This is a genomic window from Alkalibacterium sp. 20, assembly GCF_001885615.1.
Taxonomy (GTDB): domain Bacteria; phylum Bacillota; class Bacilli; order Lactobacillales; family Carnobacteriaceae_A; genus Alkalibacterium.
Genome location: NZ_LSRN01000001.1, coordinates 80605 through 96259 on the forward strand (window position 1 = coordinate 80605; position 15655 = coordinate 96259).

At 39.5% G+C, this 15655-nt stretch carries 17 protein-coding genes; 2 read left to right on the forward strand and 15 right to left on the reverse strand.

The annotated features are described in order from the left end of the window. Positions 1-212 precede the first annotated feature (212 nt). Positions 213-809: a glycerol-3-phosphate 1-O-acyltransferase PlsY gene (gene plsY / locus AX762_RS00325; protein WP_071847207.1), complete on the forward strand. Its 597-nt coding sequence runs from the start codon at positions 213-215 to the stop codon at positions 807-809. Between the two features lie 76 nt (positions 810-885). Here plsY and AX762_RS00330 read toward each other — a convergent pair whose 3' ends face one another. The 14 genes from AX762_RS00330 to AX762_RS00395 form a co-directional block, all read right to left on the reverse strand. After that, on the reverse strand, positions 886-1872 hold the full coding sequence (locus AX762_RS00330; RefSeq protein WP_083432715.1) for a sensor domain-containing diguanylate cyclase: 987 nt from the start codon (positions 1870-1872) through the stop codon (positions 886-888). 21 nt (positions 1873-1893) lie between these two features. Beyond that, entirely contained in the window at positions 1894-3324 is a 1431-nt protein-coding gene (hslU, locus tag AX762_RS00335; RefSeq protein WP_071847208.1) for an ATP-dependent protease ATPase subunit HslU, read from the reverse strand. Between the two features lie 13 nt (positions 3325-3337). After that, positions 3338-3877, reverse strand: coding sequence for an ATP-dependent protease subunit HslV (gene hslV / locus AX762_RS00340; RefSeq protein WP_071847209.1), 540 nt, complete (start codon positions 3875-3877; stop codon positions 3338-3340). 29 nt (positions 3878-3906) lie between these two features. Further along, positions 3907-4803 carry a tyrosine recombinase XerC gene (xerC, locus tag AX762_RS00345; protein ID WP_071847210.1) on the reverse strand — a complete coding sequence of 299 codons (897 nt, stop codon included), beginning with the start codon at positions 4801-4803 and terminating at the stop codon, positions 3907-3909. A 216-nt stretch (positions 4804-5019) separates the two neighbouring features. Next, a complete protein-coding gene (gene topA, locus AX762_RS00350) occupies positions 5020-7089 on the reverse strand; it encodes a type I DNA topoisomerase (protein ID WP_071847211.1) in 2070 nt (689 codons plus the stop codon). A 142-nt stretch (positions 7090-7231) separates the two neighbouring features. Next, complete coding sequence (gene dprA / locus AX762_RS00355) at positions 7232-8113, reverse strand: DNA-processing protein DprA (protein ID WP_083432716.1); 882 nt, start codon at positions 8111-8113, stop codon at positions 7232-7234. Between the two features lie 83 nt (positions 8114-8196). Next, complete coding sequence (locus tag AX762_RS00360; protein ID WP_071847212.1) at positions 8197-8988, reverse strand: ribonuclease HII; 792 nt, start codon at positions 8986-8988, stop codon at positions 8197-8199. After that, positions 8936-9808: a ribosome biogenesis GTPase YlqF gene (gene ylqF, locus AX762_RS00365; RefSeq protein WP_071847213.1), complete on the reverse strand. Its 873-nt coding sequence runs from the start codon at positions 9806-9808 to the stop codon at positions 8936-8938. The genes AX762_RS00360 and ylqF overlap by 53 nt, the downstream gene beginning before the upstream one ends. Before the next feature lie 45 nt (positions 9809-9853). After that, positions 9854-10561, reverse strand: a complete 708-nt coding sequence (gene lepB / locus AX762_RS00370) for a signal peptidase I (protein WP_256244334.1) — start codon at positions 10559-10561, stop codon at positions 9854-9856. Positions 10562-10563: 2 nt separating this feature from the next. After that, on the reverse strand, positions 10564-12069 hold the full coding sequence (locus tag AX762_RS00375) for a S41 family peptidase (RefSeq protein ID WP_071847214.1): 1506 nt from the start codon (positions 12067-12069) through the stop codon (positions 10564-10566). 21 nt (positions 12070-12090) lie between these two features. Then, complete coding sequence (gene deoD, locus AX762_RS00380) at positions 12091-12810, reverse strand: purine-nucleoside phosphorylase (protein ID WP_071847215.1); 720 nt, start codon at positions 12808-12810, stop codon at positions 12091-12093. A 22-nt stretch (positions 12811-12832) separates the two neighbouring features. Beyond that, positions 12833-13054 carry a YozE family protein gene (locus tag AX762_RS00385; RefSeq protein ID WP_071847216.1) on the reverse strand — a complete coding sequence of 74 codons (222 nt, stop codon included), beginning with the start codon at positions 13052-13054 and terminating at the stop codon, positions 12833-12835. Then, the gene (gene msrA / locus AX762_RS00390) at positions 13051-13572 is read right to left on the reverse strand and encodes a peptide-methionine (S)-S-oxide reductase MsrA (RefSeq protein WP_071847217.1); all 522 of its coding nucleotides are present in this window, start codon (positions 13570-13572) and stop codon (positions 13051-13053) included. Before msrA ends, AX762_RS00385 begins: the two co-directional genes overlap by 4 nt. A gap of 46 nt (positions 13573-13618) precedes the next feature. Next, positions 13619-14251: a YpmS family protein gene (locus AX762_RS00395; RefSeq protein WP_071847218.1), complete on the reverse strand. Its 633-nt coding sequence runs from the start codon at positions 14249-14251 to the stop codon at positions 13619-13621. A 170-nt stretch (positions 14252-14421) separates the two neighbouring features. On the opposite strand from AX762_RS00395, the gene AX762_RS00400 reads away from it, so the two are divergent. Next, positions 14422-15078 (forward strand): hemolysin III family protein, encoded by a 657-nt coding sequence (locus AX762_RS00400; protein WP_071847219.1) that lies wholly within the window; start codon positions 14422-14424, stop codon positions 15076-15078. Positions 15079-15137: 59 nt separating this feature from the next. On the opposite strand, the gene AX762_RS00405 is transcribed toward AX762_RS00400, so the two are convergent. Then, positions 15138-15626 carry a dihydrofolate reductase gene (locus tag AX762_RS00405; protein ID WP_071847220.1) on the reverse strand — a complete coding sequence of 163 codons (489 nt, stop codon included), beginning with the start codon at positions 15624-15626 and terminating at the stop codon, positions 15138-15140. Positions 15627-15655: the final 29 nt, after the last annotated feature.

Genomic DNA, 15655 nt, shown 5'->3' on the forward strand with positions numbered 1-15655 from the left:
CGTTTCTCCCTATAGTGTAATCTGATTCTCTCGTATTAATTGAGAACCGTTTTCAATTAAATGAAGTATATCACAATTGCGAAACATATAAAATAAAAAATTGCTTAAAGATATCACGCGTTATGTTAATATATTGGATAAAAACATACTTATATAAACGAAATCGTGATAGAATAATTATTAGCGTCATCATGAGTTAAGGAGGAGTTAAGTTGGTTGAGATATTTGTGATACTCTGCGCTTACCTTTTGGGATCGATTCCTTCAGGTGTGTGGATAGGCAAACTTTTTTTCAAAACCGATGTTAGAGAACACGGAAGTGGCAATATGGGAACGACTAACACGTTCAGAGTTCTTGGTAAAACGGCTGGAACCATTGTCTTGATCTTAGATATTACAAAAGGAACGGTCGCCGCTTTATTGCCTGTATGGTTTGGCTTGAATGTTCATCCAATGGCCGTGGGTATCTTCGCCGTAGTCGGTCATGTTTTTCCTATATTCGCAGGATTCAAAGGCGGAAAAGCAGTGGCCACTAGTGCAGGTATCGTTATAGGAGCACAGCCATTATTTGTCTTTCTTATTTTGATTTTTGGAGTCACTTTATATGTTTCACGTATGGTAAGTTTGGCTAGTATCGTTACTTCGATCATTGCAGCGATCGCCTCATTATTCTTGGGGGACTGGATATTTGCAACGATCGTCTGGTTAGCCATGTTTATTGTCATAATCAGACACCGCTCTAATATAGAACGAATTAGAAACGGCAGCGAAAATAAAGTGCCTTTTGGTTTAAACAAAACGAAAAAATAAGTTTCTAAGAAAAAACATCAAAAAAAGACCTTTTCTAACCCAGTCATTATCATATGACGGTTGAAAAGGTCTTTTTTTAGCCTATTATCTGATTTTTCCCGTTTTCTTTTGCTTTATATAAGTGTTTGTCAGCATCTCTCAATACATCTTCGAAGTCACCCTGCGCATAAACGGTGAAACCTCCACTGATTGTTAGAGATTCATTTTTCAGAAATTCATTTGTTTCAATAGCTGAACGGCAGTCTTCCAGTATTTTTATAGCCTGCTTTTTTGAGATATTTGGCAAGAGTATCAAAAATTCCTCCCCACCGTAACGACCGACACATCCTTTTCTTTTTAAAGTGTTTTCTATCGTTTTAGCCGTCTCTTTGAGTACATAATCCCCATGTACGTGACCTTTGGTATCATTGAGGCGTTTGAAATCATCGATATCAAACATGCTGACAATCAGAGAATAATCTTGGATAGCCGACTCCACGATGCGAGCTTTCAATTCTCTGATAATTGAACGGCGGTTTCTGATCTGTGTCAATTCGTCTTTATCAACCAGTTCAATCAATGTCGACATCAAGTCTACCAGGTTTTCTTCTTTTGTCTTTTGTTCCGTGATATCAAAGACTATACCACTGAGAAAAAGTGGTGCACCGTCTTTGGATCGTCTGGTGACTTTTCCGCGATCATAATACCATTTCCATTGACCGTCTTTTGCTTTGATCCGGTATTCGACTTCATAAACTGGGGTTGATCCTTTCAAATGTTCCCGCATATTATCCATCACGGGTTCAAAATCATCTGGGTGCAATTTGCTTGTAAAGAAATCATAAGGAACTTTCTCTGGTACCTCTCCCATCGTGTAACCTAAAGCTTCTACTTTCAAAGGATTAAAGATCACATCATTCGACTGAACATTCCAATACCAGTGACCGAGATTCCCTTTCCAAGAATAATCCAGCTTAGCTTCAGCTGCTTTTTCCGCAAGAAGCTCGTCTATCAGCATTTCTTGTTCTGTAATTTTTAAAAGCAGCTCTTCTTTTGAACGTTCACTTATTTTTTCTGCATTCATCCCTGCACCCCGATTAGTGTTTTATAAGATATATCGGCTTAAGTCTTTATCCTCAACTATATGACCAATTTTATCTTCGACATATTTTTTGGTAATTTTTACTTCGCCCATACTCATATCCGGTGATTCGAATAATAGATCTTCCAGTAAACGCTCAAGAATCGTGTGTAGGCGACGTGCGCCAATATTTTCTGTGGATTCATTCACCTCATAGGCAATCTCGGCTATTTCTTCAATAGCTTCCATTGTAAAGATGACATCAATGTTTTCTGTTTCAAGTAAAGCACGGTATTGTTTGACTAGAGCATTTTCTGGCTCCGTTAGTATCTTAACAAAGTCATCTTTGGTTAAATCATCCAGCTCAACACGGATAGGAAAACGTCCCTGCAATTCTGGAATCAAATCACTCGGTTTAGAAACATGGAACGCGCCAGAACCGATGAAAAGGATATGATCCGTATTGACTGTTCCGTATTTGGTAGGCACACTGGATCCTTCAACGATCGGCAGGATGTCTCTTTGGACACCTTCTCTTGAAACCTGGCCGCTATTTTGTTGTCCTTTAGAAGTTATTTTATCGATCTCGTCGACAAAGATAATCCCGGAATTTTCGGTTAAGTGGACGGCATCCGCATAAATGTCTTCTGTGTTGATCAGTTTATCTGCTTCTTCTTCAGCGAATATATCCAACGCTTCTTTGACCGTCACTTTACGTTTAACTTTTTTGGAAGGGGTAAGCTGACCAAGTGTTTCTGACAAATCAATGCCCATCTGTTCCATAGGTGCACTCATGGGACTGTTCGGCGCTTTTTTCTTCTCCGTCACTTTTATTTCAACTTCTCTGGAGTCCAGGACGCCTCGACCGATCTGATCGATTAATTCGGCACGTTTAGAAGAAATTTCTTCAGTGACTGTTTCTTCTTCGTCATCATCAGTGTTTTGACTGAACTGGTTGGGGTCCATCCCCATTCCTTTAAACATGCCTGCTAGAGGATTGTTGTTATCATTACTACTTTTTTGTTTTTTTATCCCAGGTGCCAGCGCTTTTGCGACACGTTCAACGGCTCTTTTTTCAGCACGGCCACGGACATTTTTACGGTGTTCGTCACGGACTATCTGTATTGATGCTTCAGTTAAGTCTCTGACCATCGATTCAACATCGCGTCCGATGTAGCCGACTTCTGTAAATTTAGTGGCTTCGACCTTGATAAAAGGCGCATCCACGATTGCAGCTAAGCGTCGGGCAATCTCTGTCTTACCGACCCCTGTTGCTCCGATCATCAGGATATTTTTGGGGGTGATCTCTTTTTGCATATCTGCGTCAAGTTTCAAACGGCGATAACGATTACGCAATGCTACAGCCACTGCTTTTTTAGCATCTTGCTGTCCTACGATATATTTGTCTAATTTTGCTACAATCTCTCTAGGTGTAAAATCGTTTTTTAATCTCATTTAATCATTCTCCTTACAATTTTTCTGATACGATATTGTGATTAGTGTACACGCAAATGTCTGCGGCAATAGCTAAACTATCTTTTGCTATTTGTTCGGCAGTTAGGTTCTCACCGTGTTTCTTCAATGCTCGAGCAGCTGACAATGCAAAATTACCGCCTGATCCGATACCTAATATGCCATCGTCCGGTTGAATAACTTCGCCATTTCCTGAAACTAAGAGTATCTGTTCTTTATTCATAACGATGAGCAGGGCTTCCAGATTTTTCATCATTTTGTCTGTGCGCCATTCTTTAGCCAGTTCAACAGCCGCACGCATTAAATGGCCATTATACTGATTCAAATAGCCTTCAAATTTTTCTTCTAAAGTGAACGCGTCTGCTACACTGCCGGCGAAACCGACAAGGACTTCGTTGTTATATATTTTTCTGACTTTACGGGCAGTCCCTTTCATGATGACTGATTCGCCCATAGTCACTTGACCGTCTCCAGCCATGGCGCATTCGCCATTGTGCTGAATAGCTAAGATCGTTGTTGCATGAAACTGTGTCATATTTATTCCTCCATTTTAAAGTGTTCTATTTATGCTCTAGGGTGATACGAATTATAATCTTTCTGCAGATGTTCTGTGGTCACATGCGTATAGATTTGTGTTGACGACAAACTCTTATGTCCTAACAATTCCTGCACCGTTCGTATATCTGCACCATTATTAAGTAAATGGGTTGCAAACGTATGACGCAGCATATGCGGGGTAATGTTATGGGATAAAGAACTCTTTTTGATCAACTGAGTCAGCACGAATTGGATTCCATTTTGAGTGATCTGATCTCCGTGATGATTGATAAATAGACAGTCATGCTCTTTATTGTATTTTGACATCACCGGTTGTCGTCCGTTTTCAATATACGCTTTCGTGGCTTCACTCGCATAATGTCCAAAAGGAATATAGCGTTCTTTACGCCCTTTACCCGTTACAAAAAGCATGCCCATCTCAAAGTCAATGTCATCTAGTTGAATACCTTGACATTCACTCACACGTATTCCTGTACCATACAAGATTTCAAGTAAGGCAAGGTTACGCAGATCAAGAGGTGCATCTCCTTCTGTTGCTTCAAACAAGGCCGTCATTTCTTCTTCATAAAAGAAGTTAGGTAAACGAGAACCGCGTTTTTTTAGCTGTAAATATGAAAAAGGGTTGTCATTCACTATCTCGTTATTTAACAAGAACTGATAAAACGCCCGGATACTCGAGATTTTCCTGGAGATGGACGCACGTGCATACTCTTTATCCGTTAAATAGCTTAAATATATCCGTGCATCGGACAGTTTGACAGCCAAGACATCCTCTTCCCCTGTCTCTTTTAAAAACTGCTCAAACGCCTGTAAATCGTCAATATATGCGAGGTTAGTATGCTCCGAATAGTGACGTTCATTCATCAAATAATTTGAAAATAGCGTGATCCATTTATTTTCCATGAGTATCTCTCCTCACTCCTATCATTTTAACATATGTGAGACGTTCAAGCATATAAAGAAAAGTAGAAGAAAATAAGACTTAAACGATAAACCTTTAAATCAAGGATAGAAAGCACGCTCACATTTAGAAACGTGATAGAACAGTTCCGTTCTTCCAAAGATAAACAAGTGGAACAACTCGATTGTGCCCGAGCTGTTCCACTTGTAATGATTGGTTTATTTTTGTGATTCTTCTTTATAGTCACAGTTAGAACAAACAACTTGGGCTTGTTTTTTCGTTTTCTTCTCGACCAGATAATGCTCACATTTTGGACAGTCGCGTCCAATTGGTTTATCCCATGAGGTAAACTCACATTCAGGATAATTTTCGCATCCGTAAAAGATACGATTTTTCTTGGACTTACGTTCCACCACTTCACCTTTTTTACATGTCGGACATGTCACACCTATTTTTTTAACAATAGCTTTTGTGTTACGGCAGTCAGGGAAGTTGGAACACGCATAAAACTTACCATAACGGCCCATTTTAATGACCATCGGAGAGCCACATTTTTCACAATCAAAGCCTGCGGGTTCATCTTCAATTTCAACCTCTTCAAGTTCTTTTTCTGCGATGGTGACTTCTTCTTTGAATGGTTGGTAGAACTGATCGATAACTTCGACCCATTCTTTTTTACCCTCTTCAACAGCATCTAAATCCTTTTCCATATCAGCCGTGAAGCTAACATCCACGATGTTAGGGAAAAAATCGCCAATGATAGTGTTAACGATGGTGCCAAGTTCAGTCGGTTCAAAACGTTTACTTTGCAGAGTCACGTAATACCGGCGCTGAATGGTTTCCAAGGTCGGTGCATAGGTCGACGGACGTCCAACGCCGTTTTCTTCCAGTGTTTTGATCAACGTGGCTTCACTGTAACGAGCAGGTGGCTGTGTGTAATGCTGATTGGGCTCGATCGATTCTAACTTGATCTTATCCCCTTCAGATAAATCGGGTAAGATGTTATCTTTATCTTTTTTGGTTTCAGCATATGCCATTTGGTACCCTTTAAATTTGATTTGAGAGCCGTTTGCTCTAAATAAGACACCATTCTGTTCGATATCTACGCGCACTGTATCATAAATCGCTGGTTTCATCTGACTTGCAATAAAACGAGACCAGATCAATTGATACAGTTTAAATTGATCTTTTGACAGGTTTTTCTGGACGTCTTCTGGTTTTCTCATTGCGCTTGTGGGTCTGATTGCCTCATGCGCGTCTTGTGCGGATTCAATGTTCTTTTGTTTTTTTGGATTCGTTGCAGCGTATTCTGCACCGTATTCACTGACGATCACTTCATTTGCTTCTTGTTTCGCCGTTTCTGACAGACGGGTGGAATCTGTACGCATGTAAGTAATCAGACCTGTGGTTCCGCCTTTACCTAATGAGATCCCTTCGTAAAGCTGTTGTGCGACCATCATTGTTTTTCTTGTTCTGAAATTAAGTTTCCCAGCAGCTTCTTGCTGCAGGCTACTGGTTGTAAATGGCGCATAAGGATTACGTTTACGTTCTTTCTTGATTACTTTGTTGACATCAAAGTCACCAGACTGATCAATTTTATTCATTACCTTTTCTACAGCTTCATTATCGGGAAGTTTTGTCTTTTTGTTATTGAGTCCATAAAAATTTGCTTCAAAGACTTTTTTCTCTTTTTTAAACTGGGCTTCGATTGACCAGTATTCTTCTGGATTGAAGTTTTTGATTTCTTTTTCACGATCACAGATTATTTTCAAGGCAACAGATTGAACACGTCCAGCGCTCAATCCACGCTTGACTTTTTTCCAGAGTAACGGACTGATCTGATACCCTACAATACGGTCAAGCACACGTCTCGCTTGCTGGGAATGAACCAAATCTTCATTTAGATGTCTTGGAGTCTTGAGTGCATTCCTTACTGCGTCTTTGGTGATTTCATTGAACACCACTCTGTTTTTTTCCTCATTATCAAGCTTGAGTATAAAACTTAAGTGCCAGGCTATAGCTTCCCCTTCTCTATCCGGGTCAGCTGCGAGAAAAACTTTTTCAGCCTTTTTTGCGTGTTTCTTTAGATCTTTGATAACCGGGCCTTTACCACGAATCGTGATATAATCAGGTTCATAATTATTTTCAAAATCGATACCCATACGACTTTTCGGTAGGTCTCTGATGTGTCCTAAACTGGCTACTACTTTATAGTTTCTCCCTAAATATTTTTCTATTGTTTTTGCTTTTGCAGGCGATTCTACAATGACTAAATATTTATAAGCCAAATTGCAGGCTCCTTCCTCTTTTACCATATTTTTTTGCGCGTTTTACTATCAATGCGTCTTGTTATCGTTCTTATTAAGAATCGTAACCTATCATATGGCATATGAAATGACTTTGTCAACTTTTAAAAATATATTTAATTAATTATTTCACAAAAGCCAGGTTCCATTCATCAAAAATATCTTCCGGTGATTGACAGGAAATGGCGCCCAATTTGATCAGGTCTAGGCAACCTTTTGAATGTTCACTGAAAATCGAACCAGGTACAGCAAATACATCTCTTCCTTCTTCGAGTGCCAGACGCGCCGTTATCAGACTGCCACTTCGTTCTTTGGCTTCTACGACAACAGTGCCGCGAGAAAGACCGGCAATAATGCGGTTCCGTAGTGGAAAGTAATGTTTTCTGGGAGCAGTATTTAATGGATATTCCGATATCAATAAATGATGGGTGCCAATGTCCTCCTGCAGTGCTTTGTTCTCTTTAGGATAGTTGTAGCCAATGCCGTTACCGATCACTGCAATCGTCTTTCCACCATTTTTAATCGTTTTGGTGTGTACGAGTGTATCGATACCTCTGGCTAGTCCACTCACGGTTACCATATTACTACTTACAATAGAAGGAATAAGATGATCCAGTACCATGTTGCCATACGCTGTGCAGTCGCGTGCCCCGACCATGCCTATCAGTAGCTGATCGAGTAAAGAAAAATCTCCTTTATAAAACAATACAACGGGCGGTTCGTAACTGTTTTTCAAAGCACCCGGATAGTCCAGTGAAGTTAGAGAAACAGTACAGAGATTGGCTTTCCGGTATTTTTCTTTGACGCCGATAACGTCAAACTCGTTTAAATACCGATCGAATTTCTGCTTTTTTGCATGCGTGAGAAGGTAATTGGTCTCTTTTAAATGAGTGAAACAAGTTAATTCAGGTAAAGTATCGATGACACATTGCCACTTCTCACGGTGACTTAAAAAAGGACAGTGCGCTACTACAAATAAAAATTCTTCAGTGTTGATGATTTGCATTTATTCATCTCCTAATAAAAAAAGTAAGTTCCTATCTCTTTCATTGTTGAAAGAAATAAAAACTCACTTTTTTTATTGGAAATTCAAAGTAAATCTTTTACTGGTCTAAACGATTGACGATGAATGGGGGTCACACCAAGGTTTTTTAATCCTTCTAAATGATCTTTCGTTCCATACCCGGCATTTCTTTCAAATCCATACCCTGGGTATTTTACCGCTAGGTCTTTCATTATATTATCACGCGTCACTTTTGCAATAATGGATGCCGCAGCAATGGAAATGCTTTTAGCATCCCCTTTGATTATTTTTTCTTGATGGATCGTACTGTTGATGCGCATCGCGTCGATCAGTAGACAATCAGGCTTGATACCCAAACCTTCCACAGATTCCTTCATCGATACTTTCGTAGCTTGATAAATATTCAACGAATCAATGATTTCAGGAGAGACGATTGAATAATTGATCGCTAAAGCAACCTGTTTTATTTTTACCGCCCATTTTTCCCGCTCCGCCTCACTAAGTTGTTTAGAATCATTGATTCCAACTAGATCGGGTTCTTCAGGTAAGATCACTGCAGCAGAGACAACCGGACCAGCTAGCGGCCCTCTCCCGACTTCATCGATGCCCGCAATGAACTGTTTACCTTTCTTTCGGTAAGCTCTCTCATAGGCTTGCATCAATTCATAATTTTCATAGAGCAGGGCTTGTTTCCCAATCCTTGTTTCGTATTGCTTAATGGCTAACTGAACCCCTTTTCTAGGGTCTTCTTTCAGCTCTGCTAAATAGTCAGACGATATATCACCGTTTGCTTTCAGGTTATCTTTAATTGCTTTTATCGTTAGTGTCTTTTGCGTAGAAGTCTTCTGGTCTTTCAAGTGTTATCCTTCCTATCTGTCCGTTTCTCAATTCATGGATGAACATTTCCGCTCCACGCTCATAATCATCACGTAAGCCTCTTTTTTTAGTAATTTCTAAGAGTAAATCAGGCAGTTCAAGTTCTTTTTCTAAACCTTCAGCTAATTTATAGCGCTCACTTATAGCACCTGGATAGTGTTTCCTTAGATAACTCATGGCATAAAGAGCGATATCATCGAGATGCAATAAGGCATCTTTGATCGCGCCTGTTACAGCTAATTTTCTACCCACTTCTTGGTCCTCAAATTTAGGCCACAAAATCCCTGGGGTATCTAGCAGCTCAAGTTCTTTTCCATACTTGATCCATTGCTGTGCTTTGGTGACTCCAGGTTTATTTCCAGTTCTCGCAATATTTTTATGTGCAAAACGATTGATAAGGGTCGATTTCCCCACATTTGGTATACCCACGCATACCGCTCTAATCGCGCGGGGTTTCATACCTTTTTCTTCTCGTTTATCAAAGAAAGGTTTCAACACTTTTTTTGTTAACTTTAAAATTTCTTTAAGACCTTGGCCTTCTTTCGCATTGATCGAAATAGCGGGTATGCCTTTTTCTTCATAGTCTCTAAGCCATGCGGAGGTTTGTCTAGGATCGGCTAAATCACTTTTCATTAAAACGACCACATGAGGCTTGTTTCCAATCATGTTTTTAACGTCTGGATTTCTACTCGAATAAGGAATACGTGCATCGATCAGTTCGTATACGACATCGACCATCTTTAATTTTTCTATAAATTGTCTTTTGGCCTTAGCCATATGACCCGGGTACCATTGTATCATGTCTCTATCCTCTCCTTTCAGTTATTAAATAAATTGTTCTTTCAATCATTGATCTTTGTTGATAAAGCCAAAACGATCCAGCGGCCATATACGTATATTTGTTCTTCCAGTAACTAACTCTTTATCTATAAACCCAAAAGAACGACTATCTTTAGAATTAACTCGGTTATCTCCTAAAACAAAGAACATGTCTTCCGGCACCTCTTCTACTCCTTGCAGCGAAGCCAAGTTAAAGTTACTATTGAGCGATTGTAAATCAGATTCACTTGTTTCTGACAAATCAAGATAGTCTTCCTCGATTGTTTCCCCGTTAATATAAAGGGTCTGGTCCTGAAAGGTAATTTCATCTCCCGGAACCCCGATGACTCGCTTGATGAATTGTTTTTCCGTATCATCTGGAGCAGGAAAAACAATAACATCGAACCGTTCAATGTCAGCCATTTTATTTAGAAGTAAACGGTCTTGATCTTCTAAGGTAGGTTCCATCGAAGCTCCTTCAACACTTACAGGAGCTACTACATAGACTCTGATGCTAAGAAATATGCCACTTATTACAACAATGTAGATAAACGTGCTAAATAATTCCTGAAAAAGAGATTTATATTTTTGTGGTTTTTTATTAAATTTTTCTCGTCGTGGCGTAAAAGAAGTTTCACTCATAAGCTGACCTGCTCTCCAATCCGTATTTAAAAAAGATAGAGAAAGAAAAATAATCGGGTTTAACTCTCGACCCATCATTTCCTTTCTCTTCATTTTTAGTTTTCCAGTAAATAATCAACTGCTGCATCATACTGGTTATCGTTTTCTTCTATCAGTTCTCGCAGTCTATCAATAAGTGTGCGGGCTGTCGTGCCTTTCACCACGCCGTCTTCTTCTAACTCATTTTCTGCCTGGAACGATTTAACTGCTTCTTCAGTTTCTTCATCGTAGGTGAAATCTATTTCGCCAACATCATAATCTAATGCATCCAGTATTTTTTCGAGATTCTGAATTTCTTCAGAAACATCTCCAATTACATACGTTTCTTCTTGATCAACGTATAATAAGTTGATGTACTCGGGCATTTCCACTTCAATATCCGGTTTGATACCCTCTTCGTTGATCCACGTGCCATCAGCTGTCAGCCATTTCCCAGCAGTGAATTTGATCTCACCATCGCCGGTAATATCCAGAACATTTTGTATCGTTCCTTTGCCAAATGTCGCTTGACCGATCAACGGGATATCAGCGGACTGACTCATTGCGCCAGCTAAAATTTCTGATGCACTGGCACTTCCACCATCAATAAGCAGGACACTGTCCTTATCAAATTTGAATTCGCCAAACTCGTCAGAGTTGGCTGTATAAATATATGGCTCTCCATCTCTATCTTGTGACTGCATGAGCGGTTCGCCATCTTCCACAAAAATGTTTGAAAGCTGTAAGGAAGAATCCAGAAGTCCTCCTGGATTACCTCTGACATCGAAAACAAATGCTTCAGCACCGTCTTGTTCCAAAGCTTCAATGGCATCCACTAATTCCTGATAGGTTGGTCGGTTAAAATTAGTAATATGCACATATCCAATCGTAGGATTTTCAGCATCTAATTCATAGACGACCGATTCGACCGGTATAGAGTCTCTCGTAATCGTGACAGTGAATTCACGGTCTCCTCTAACGATAAGCAATTTAACATCAGATCCCTGAGGTCCGCGGATCAACGCCACTGCTTCATTGATTGACATCTTAGCGACGGATTCACCGTCTACCTCAGCTATCAAATCATTTGGCAATAACCCCGCTCGCTCTGCAGGTGAACCTGCAATAGGAGAAATAATGCGAACATACTCTCCTTCTTTCATCACCTCAGCACCGATACCTTCAAACGCGCCTTCAATATCCTCACTCATAGAAGAAGATTGCACTTCATCCAAATAGGTGGTGTAAGGATCCTCCAAAGAGTCGGCCATCCCTGCTAAAGCGCCTTTAATCAAGGTATTTGAGTCCACTTCTTCTAAATATTGAGTCATCAAAATCGAATAGACCTCTTCTAGAGGTTGAAAATCCACAGATGAGTCGATTTCTTCAGAATCAGACTCCAAAACCGACCCCGCTTCTTCTGAATTCGCATCAGAAACGGTTTCATCAGAAGAGCTTTGGACAATGTTCATCGTCCAGATCGTTCCTAAAACCGCTATGAGAAGTACAATCAGTAAAGATGCAATGTATAAGGGTAAACTGACTCTCTTTGTCTCTTTAGTCTCATTTGGTTTGTTTTGCATAGGATGCCTCTTCTCTAAAATTTAATTGTTTGCTTCCATTCTTAGTGCTGCTTCCAGAGCAATAATCATCATGTCGTTGAACGTTGTTTGTCTTTCCTCAGATGTCGTTTCTTCTCCGGTCAATAAATGATCACTGATAGTCAACAAAGCTAAGGCTCTCTTGTTGTGTTTAGCTGCGAGTGAATAGAGTCCGGCTGCTTCCATTTCCACTGCTAATATACCATAATCTGCTAATTTTTGTTTGTCTAATTCTTCGTTATAAAACCGATCTGCACTGAGTACATTACCGACACGAATCGACATGTTTTTCTCCTTACCAATGTCATATGCGTGTCTGAGTAAATCAAAGTCAGCAATAGGAGCAAAATCTACTTGATTATTGAAAATATGACGGTGTAAGCTTGAGTCTGTTGTCGCTGCTTGAGCTAAAACAACATCACGAATTTTCACTTCTTTTTTCATTCCACCCGCAGAACCCACACGAATAAGGTTTTCTACGCCGTATTCCTGAATAAGCTCTTCACCGTAAATCATAACCGAAGGAATACCCATACCGGTTCCCTGAACGGAGATGGCTATGCCTTTATATGTTCCAGTGTAACCAAAGGCATTTCTTACAGTGTTATACTGTTTAACATCTTCTAAAAATGTTTCAGCAATATACTTCGCGCGGAGCGGATCTCCAGGCATTAAAACTGTTTTTGCGATTTCACCTTTTTTTGCTTCTATGTGTATACTCATTTTACATTCTCCTTTAACATTTTTATTTGTTATTATCTTCATATAATTGAAAAACTTTGTCAAAGACATCCATAGAAACGACATAATCCCCGTTCATCTCTAAATAGTTTGATATCTCATCATAATTTTTAGATTGCTTGGGAAATGTGCCATCCTTGTCAACGGCATTAGCGAATAGCGTCAGCTCATCTTTTTTATAGGGATCTCTCAAGGTTTTAACATAATGGTAAAACGAGCGTCTCATTCACTAACCTCCTGAGCATGTGCCTCGGCCCATTGTTTTCGCTGTTCTTTTTCTCTTGCGTAAACAGCCGGATTCTTTTTATGAAATTCCTGATGTTCTTCTTCTGCAGGATAAAAGGGACCTGCTGCTTCTATTGTCGTTACGATAAGTTTTTCATACTGATTTGATGCTTGAAGCTGACGTTTGGAAGCTTCCGCTTTGATCTTCTGTTGGGCATTATAATAGAAAATAACGGGACGATAACCCTCTCCCCGGTCCATAAACTGACCCATAGCGTCTGTCGGATCTGTTTGCTGCCAATATATAGTTAATAAATCGTCGTATGAGAGTATGGATTCATCATAGTGAATCCATACGGCTTCTGTATGTCCTGTTTTTTGCGCTTTCACCTGTTCGTAAGTAGGATAGGGAACATGACCGCCTGTGTATCCAGAAACGACCTTTTCTATTCCGTTCATTGTTTCGAAAGGCTTAACCATACACCAGAAACATCCTCCTGCAAATAATGCTTTTTCCAATCAAGAAAATCCTTTCTACATAAAGATATTAAACAATTTCAGTATATCATTTTATCGCTTCTTCTGGCAAAAGGATATCCAGCCTAATGTCATCAGCTTCTAGGTCTACTTTTCTCATCTTAAACTGCATGTCATTTTCCAAGGCAAACTCAGTAAATGCCACTAAAATAAACTCTTGTTCACTGTCTATCCTGATCCATTCGGGTAATTCCAGTTGCTGACTTAAAATATTTAAAGCAATACCGATGGGTAACTCAAACGATCCCACTTGTATGCTTTGAGCGCGAAGTTGCAGATTCCCATTGTCCATGACTAGAGGTTCCATGTATAAACCAAAATCAACATCAAAACCAAACACATTCAATGCCCCTTCCAGTTCAACTAGATCATCCACAATAACTGTGTAGCCTGAAAATCGTTCGTCCAGTTCTTCCTGCAGATAGAGATTGATCACTCGGTTGACTTGTTGTTTATCAGTGACTAATTCAAATTCCAATGCTTCACCTGAAATAACAAATTCTTCACTTTCTGGCTGAACCGCTTCATTGTCTAAAAAACCACTCAGCTGTACACCCAACCAAATAAGTACACCTATATTTAGTACTAACAAGACAAGGAATGCCCATTTCCAGCCACGGCCTTTATGGTCAGCTACTCTACCGCCTCTTGTATCCGTCAAATAACATCTTCTCCTTCTGTAAATGCGTTTATTTACTTATATTTTTAACATGTATCTGAATACCTTCTATGTTATAATAAAAAATAATAGTAAAGTACATAAATCTTTCTACAGTAGTATACCAAAATTTTGTATATTCGTACAGAAAGTAAGAGGATAAGGAGGTCATTATGTCAGATCAAATAAAACCGTCAACATTTACCAGAAAATACTTGATAATCAATGAAGTATTAAATGCTGTCACTCACGGTATCGGCGTCATATTAAGCATTATTGCTTTAGTCTTTCTCATTCAAAAAGGACTGGAGATGGGCGGCTTAGTGGAATTAACGTCATATACCATTTATGGTGTTTCACTCATTTTGCTCTACTTGTCCAGCACACTTTATCACAGCTTCACCTTTACAAGAGCAAAACAAGTCTTTCAAATAATCGATCACAGCAGCATTTTCCTTCTGATAGCGGGTACCTATACTCCTTATACGCTTATTACTATAGGCGGCAACTTGGGTATCTTTTTAACCATACTGATCTGGACAATTGCATTTCTAGGTGTCCTTTATAAAACCGTCTGGTTCAAAAAATTCCAAGGCTTGTCTGTCTGGCTTTATATCGCAATGGGATGGATTTCAATATTCTTCATACATTACTTGTATCAGGGATTAGGTACACGAGGATTTATCTGGCTAGTAGCTGGTGGTCTTTCATTCACTGTTGGCGCGCTGTTCTATCGATTAAAACACGTTAAATATATGCATGTTGTCTGGCATTTATTTGTTTTAACAGGAACCATCCTTATGTTCTTTTCCATTTACCTCTACACTTAAAAAGTGAATCAAATAAAAAGATGCCTGAATGAGTTTAATCGACTCATTCAGGCATCTTTTTATTTTCTCTTGAAAATTTGAAATGTGTGCGGATGTTTATTCTTTTCGTCGACTATACCTTGTTTCTCTTCTATCAGTTCAAACTTGGTGTAATCGATCGGTGGCATATGTGTGTCACCCTCGAACGATTCGTGGATAACCGTTCGATATAACATGTCAACGTCATCTTTGAATAGTTCAAATAAGGATACCCCACCGATGACATGCAGTGGTTTTTCTGATTCTTTTGTCGCTTCTAAGATTTCTTGTCTGGAATGACAAACGTTGACACCTTTTAAAGCAAAGTTTTCATTTGACGTTAACACAAAATTCTCTCTATTTTTCAAAGGAGGATTCGGTATACTTTCCAACGTTTTCCTGCCCATCACGACATCTCCGGTCAATGTCACACGCTTGAAAAATTGCATATCCGCCGGCAAATGCCATGGCAACTCACCATCTTTACCGATCAATCTATTTTCATCTTCCGCCCAAACAAACGTTATCATAAAAGCATCCCTTTCGATAATTGTATTAT

Coding starts and splice junctions, on each gene's coding strand:
- AX762_RS00330 (WP_083432715.1), bottom strand. CDS start 1,872: ATGAATGCAGAAAAAATAAGTGAACGTTCAAAAGAAGAGCTGCTTTTA.
- hslU (WP_071847208.1), bottom strand. CDS start 3,324: ATGAGATTAAAAAACGATTTTACACCTAGAGAGATTGTAGCAAAATTA.
- hslV (WP_071847209.1), bottom strand. CDS start 3,877: ATGACACAGTTTCATGCAACAACGATCTTAGCTATTCAGCACAATGGC.
- xerC (WP_071847210.1), bottom strand. CDS start 4,803: ATGGAAAATAAATGGATCACGCTATTTTCAAATTATTTGATGAATGAA.
- dprA (WP_083432716.1), bottom strand. CDS start 8,113: ATGCAAATCATCAACACTGAAGAATTTTTATTTGTAGTAGCGCACTGT.
- ylqF (WP_071847213.1), bottom strand. CDS start 9,808: ATGATACAATGGTACCCGGGTCATATGGCTAAGGCCAAAAGACAATTT.
- lepB (WP_256244334.1), bottom strand. CDS start 10,561: ATGAAGAGAAAGGAAATGATGGGTCGAGAGTTAAACCCGATTATTTTT.
- AX762_RS00375 (WP_071847214.1), bottom strand. CDS start 12,069: ATGCAAAACAAACCAAATGAGACTAAAGAGACAAAGAGAGTCAGTTTA.
- deoD (WP_071847215.1), bottom strand. CDS start 12,810: ATGAGTATACACATAGAAGCAAAAAAAGGTGAAATCGCAAAAACAGTT.
- AX762_RS00385 (WP_071847216.1), bottom strand. CDS start 13,054: ATGAGACGCTCGTTTTACCATTATGTTAAAACCTTGAGAGATCCCTAT.
- AX762_RS00400 (WP_071847219.1), top strand. CDS start 14,422: ATGTCAGATCAAATAAAACCGTCAACATTTACCAGAAAATACTTGATA.
- AX762_RS00405 (WP_071847220.1), bottom strand. CDS start 15,626: ATGATAACGTTTGTTTGGGCGGAAGATGAAAATAGATTGATCGGTAAA.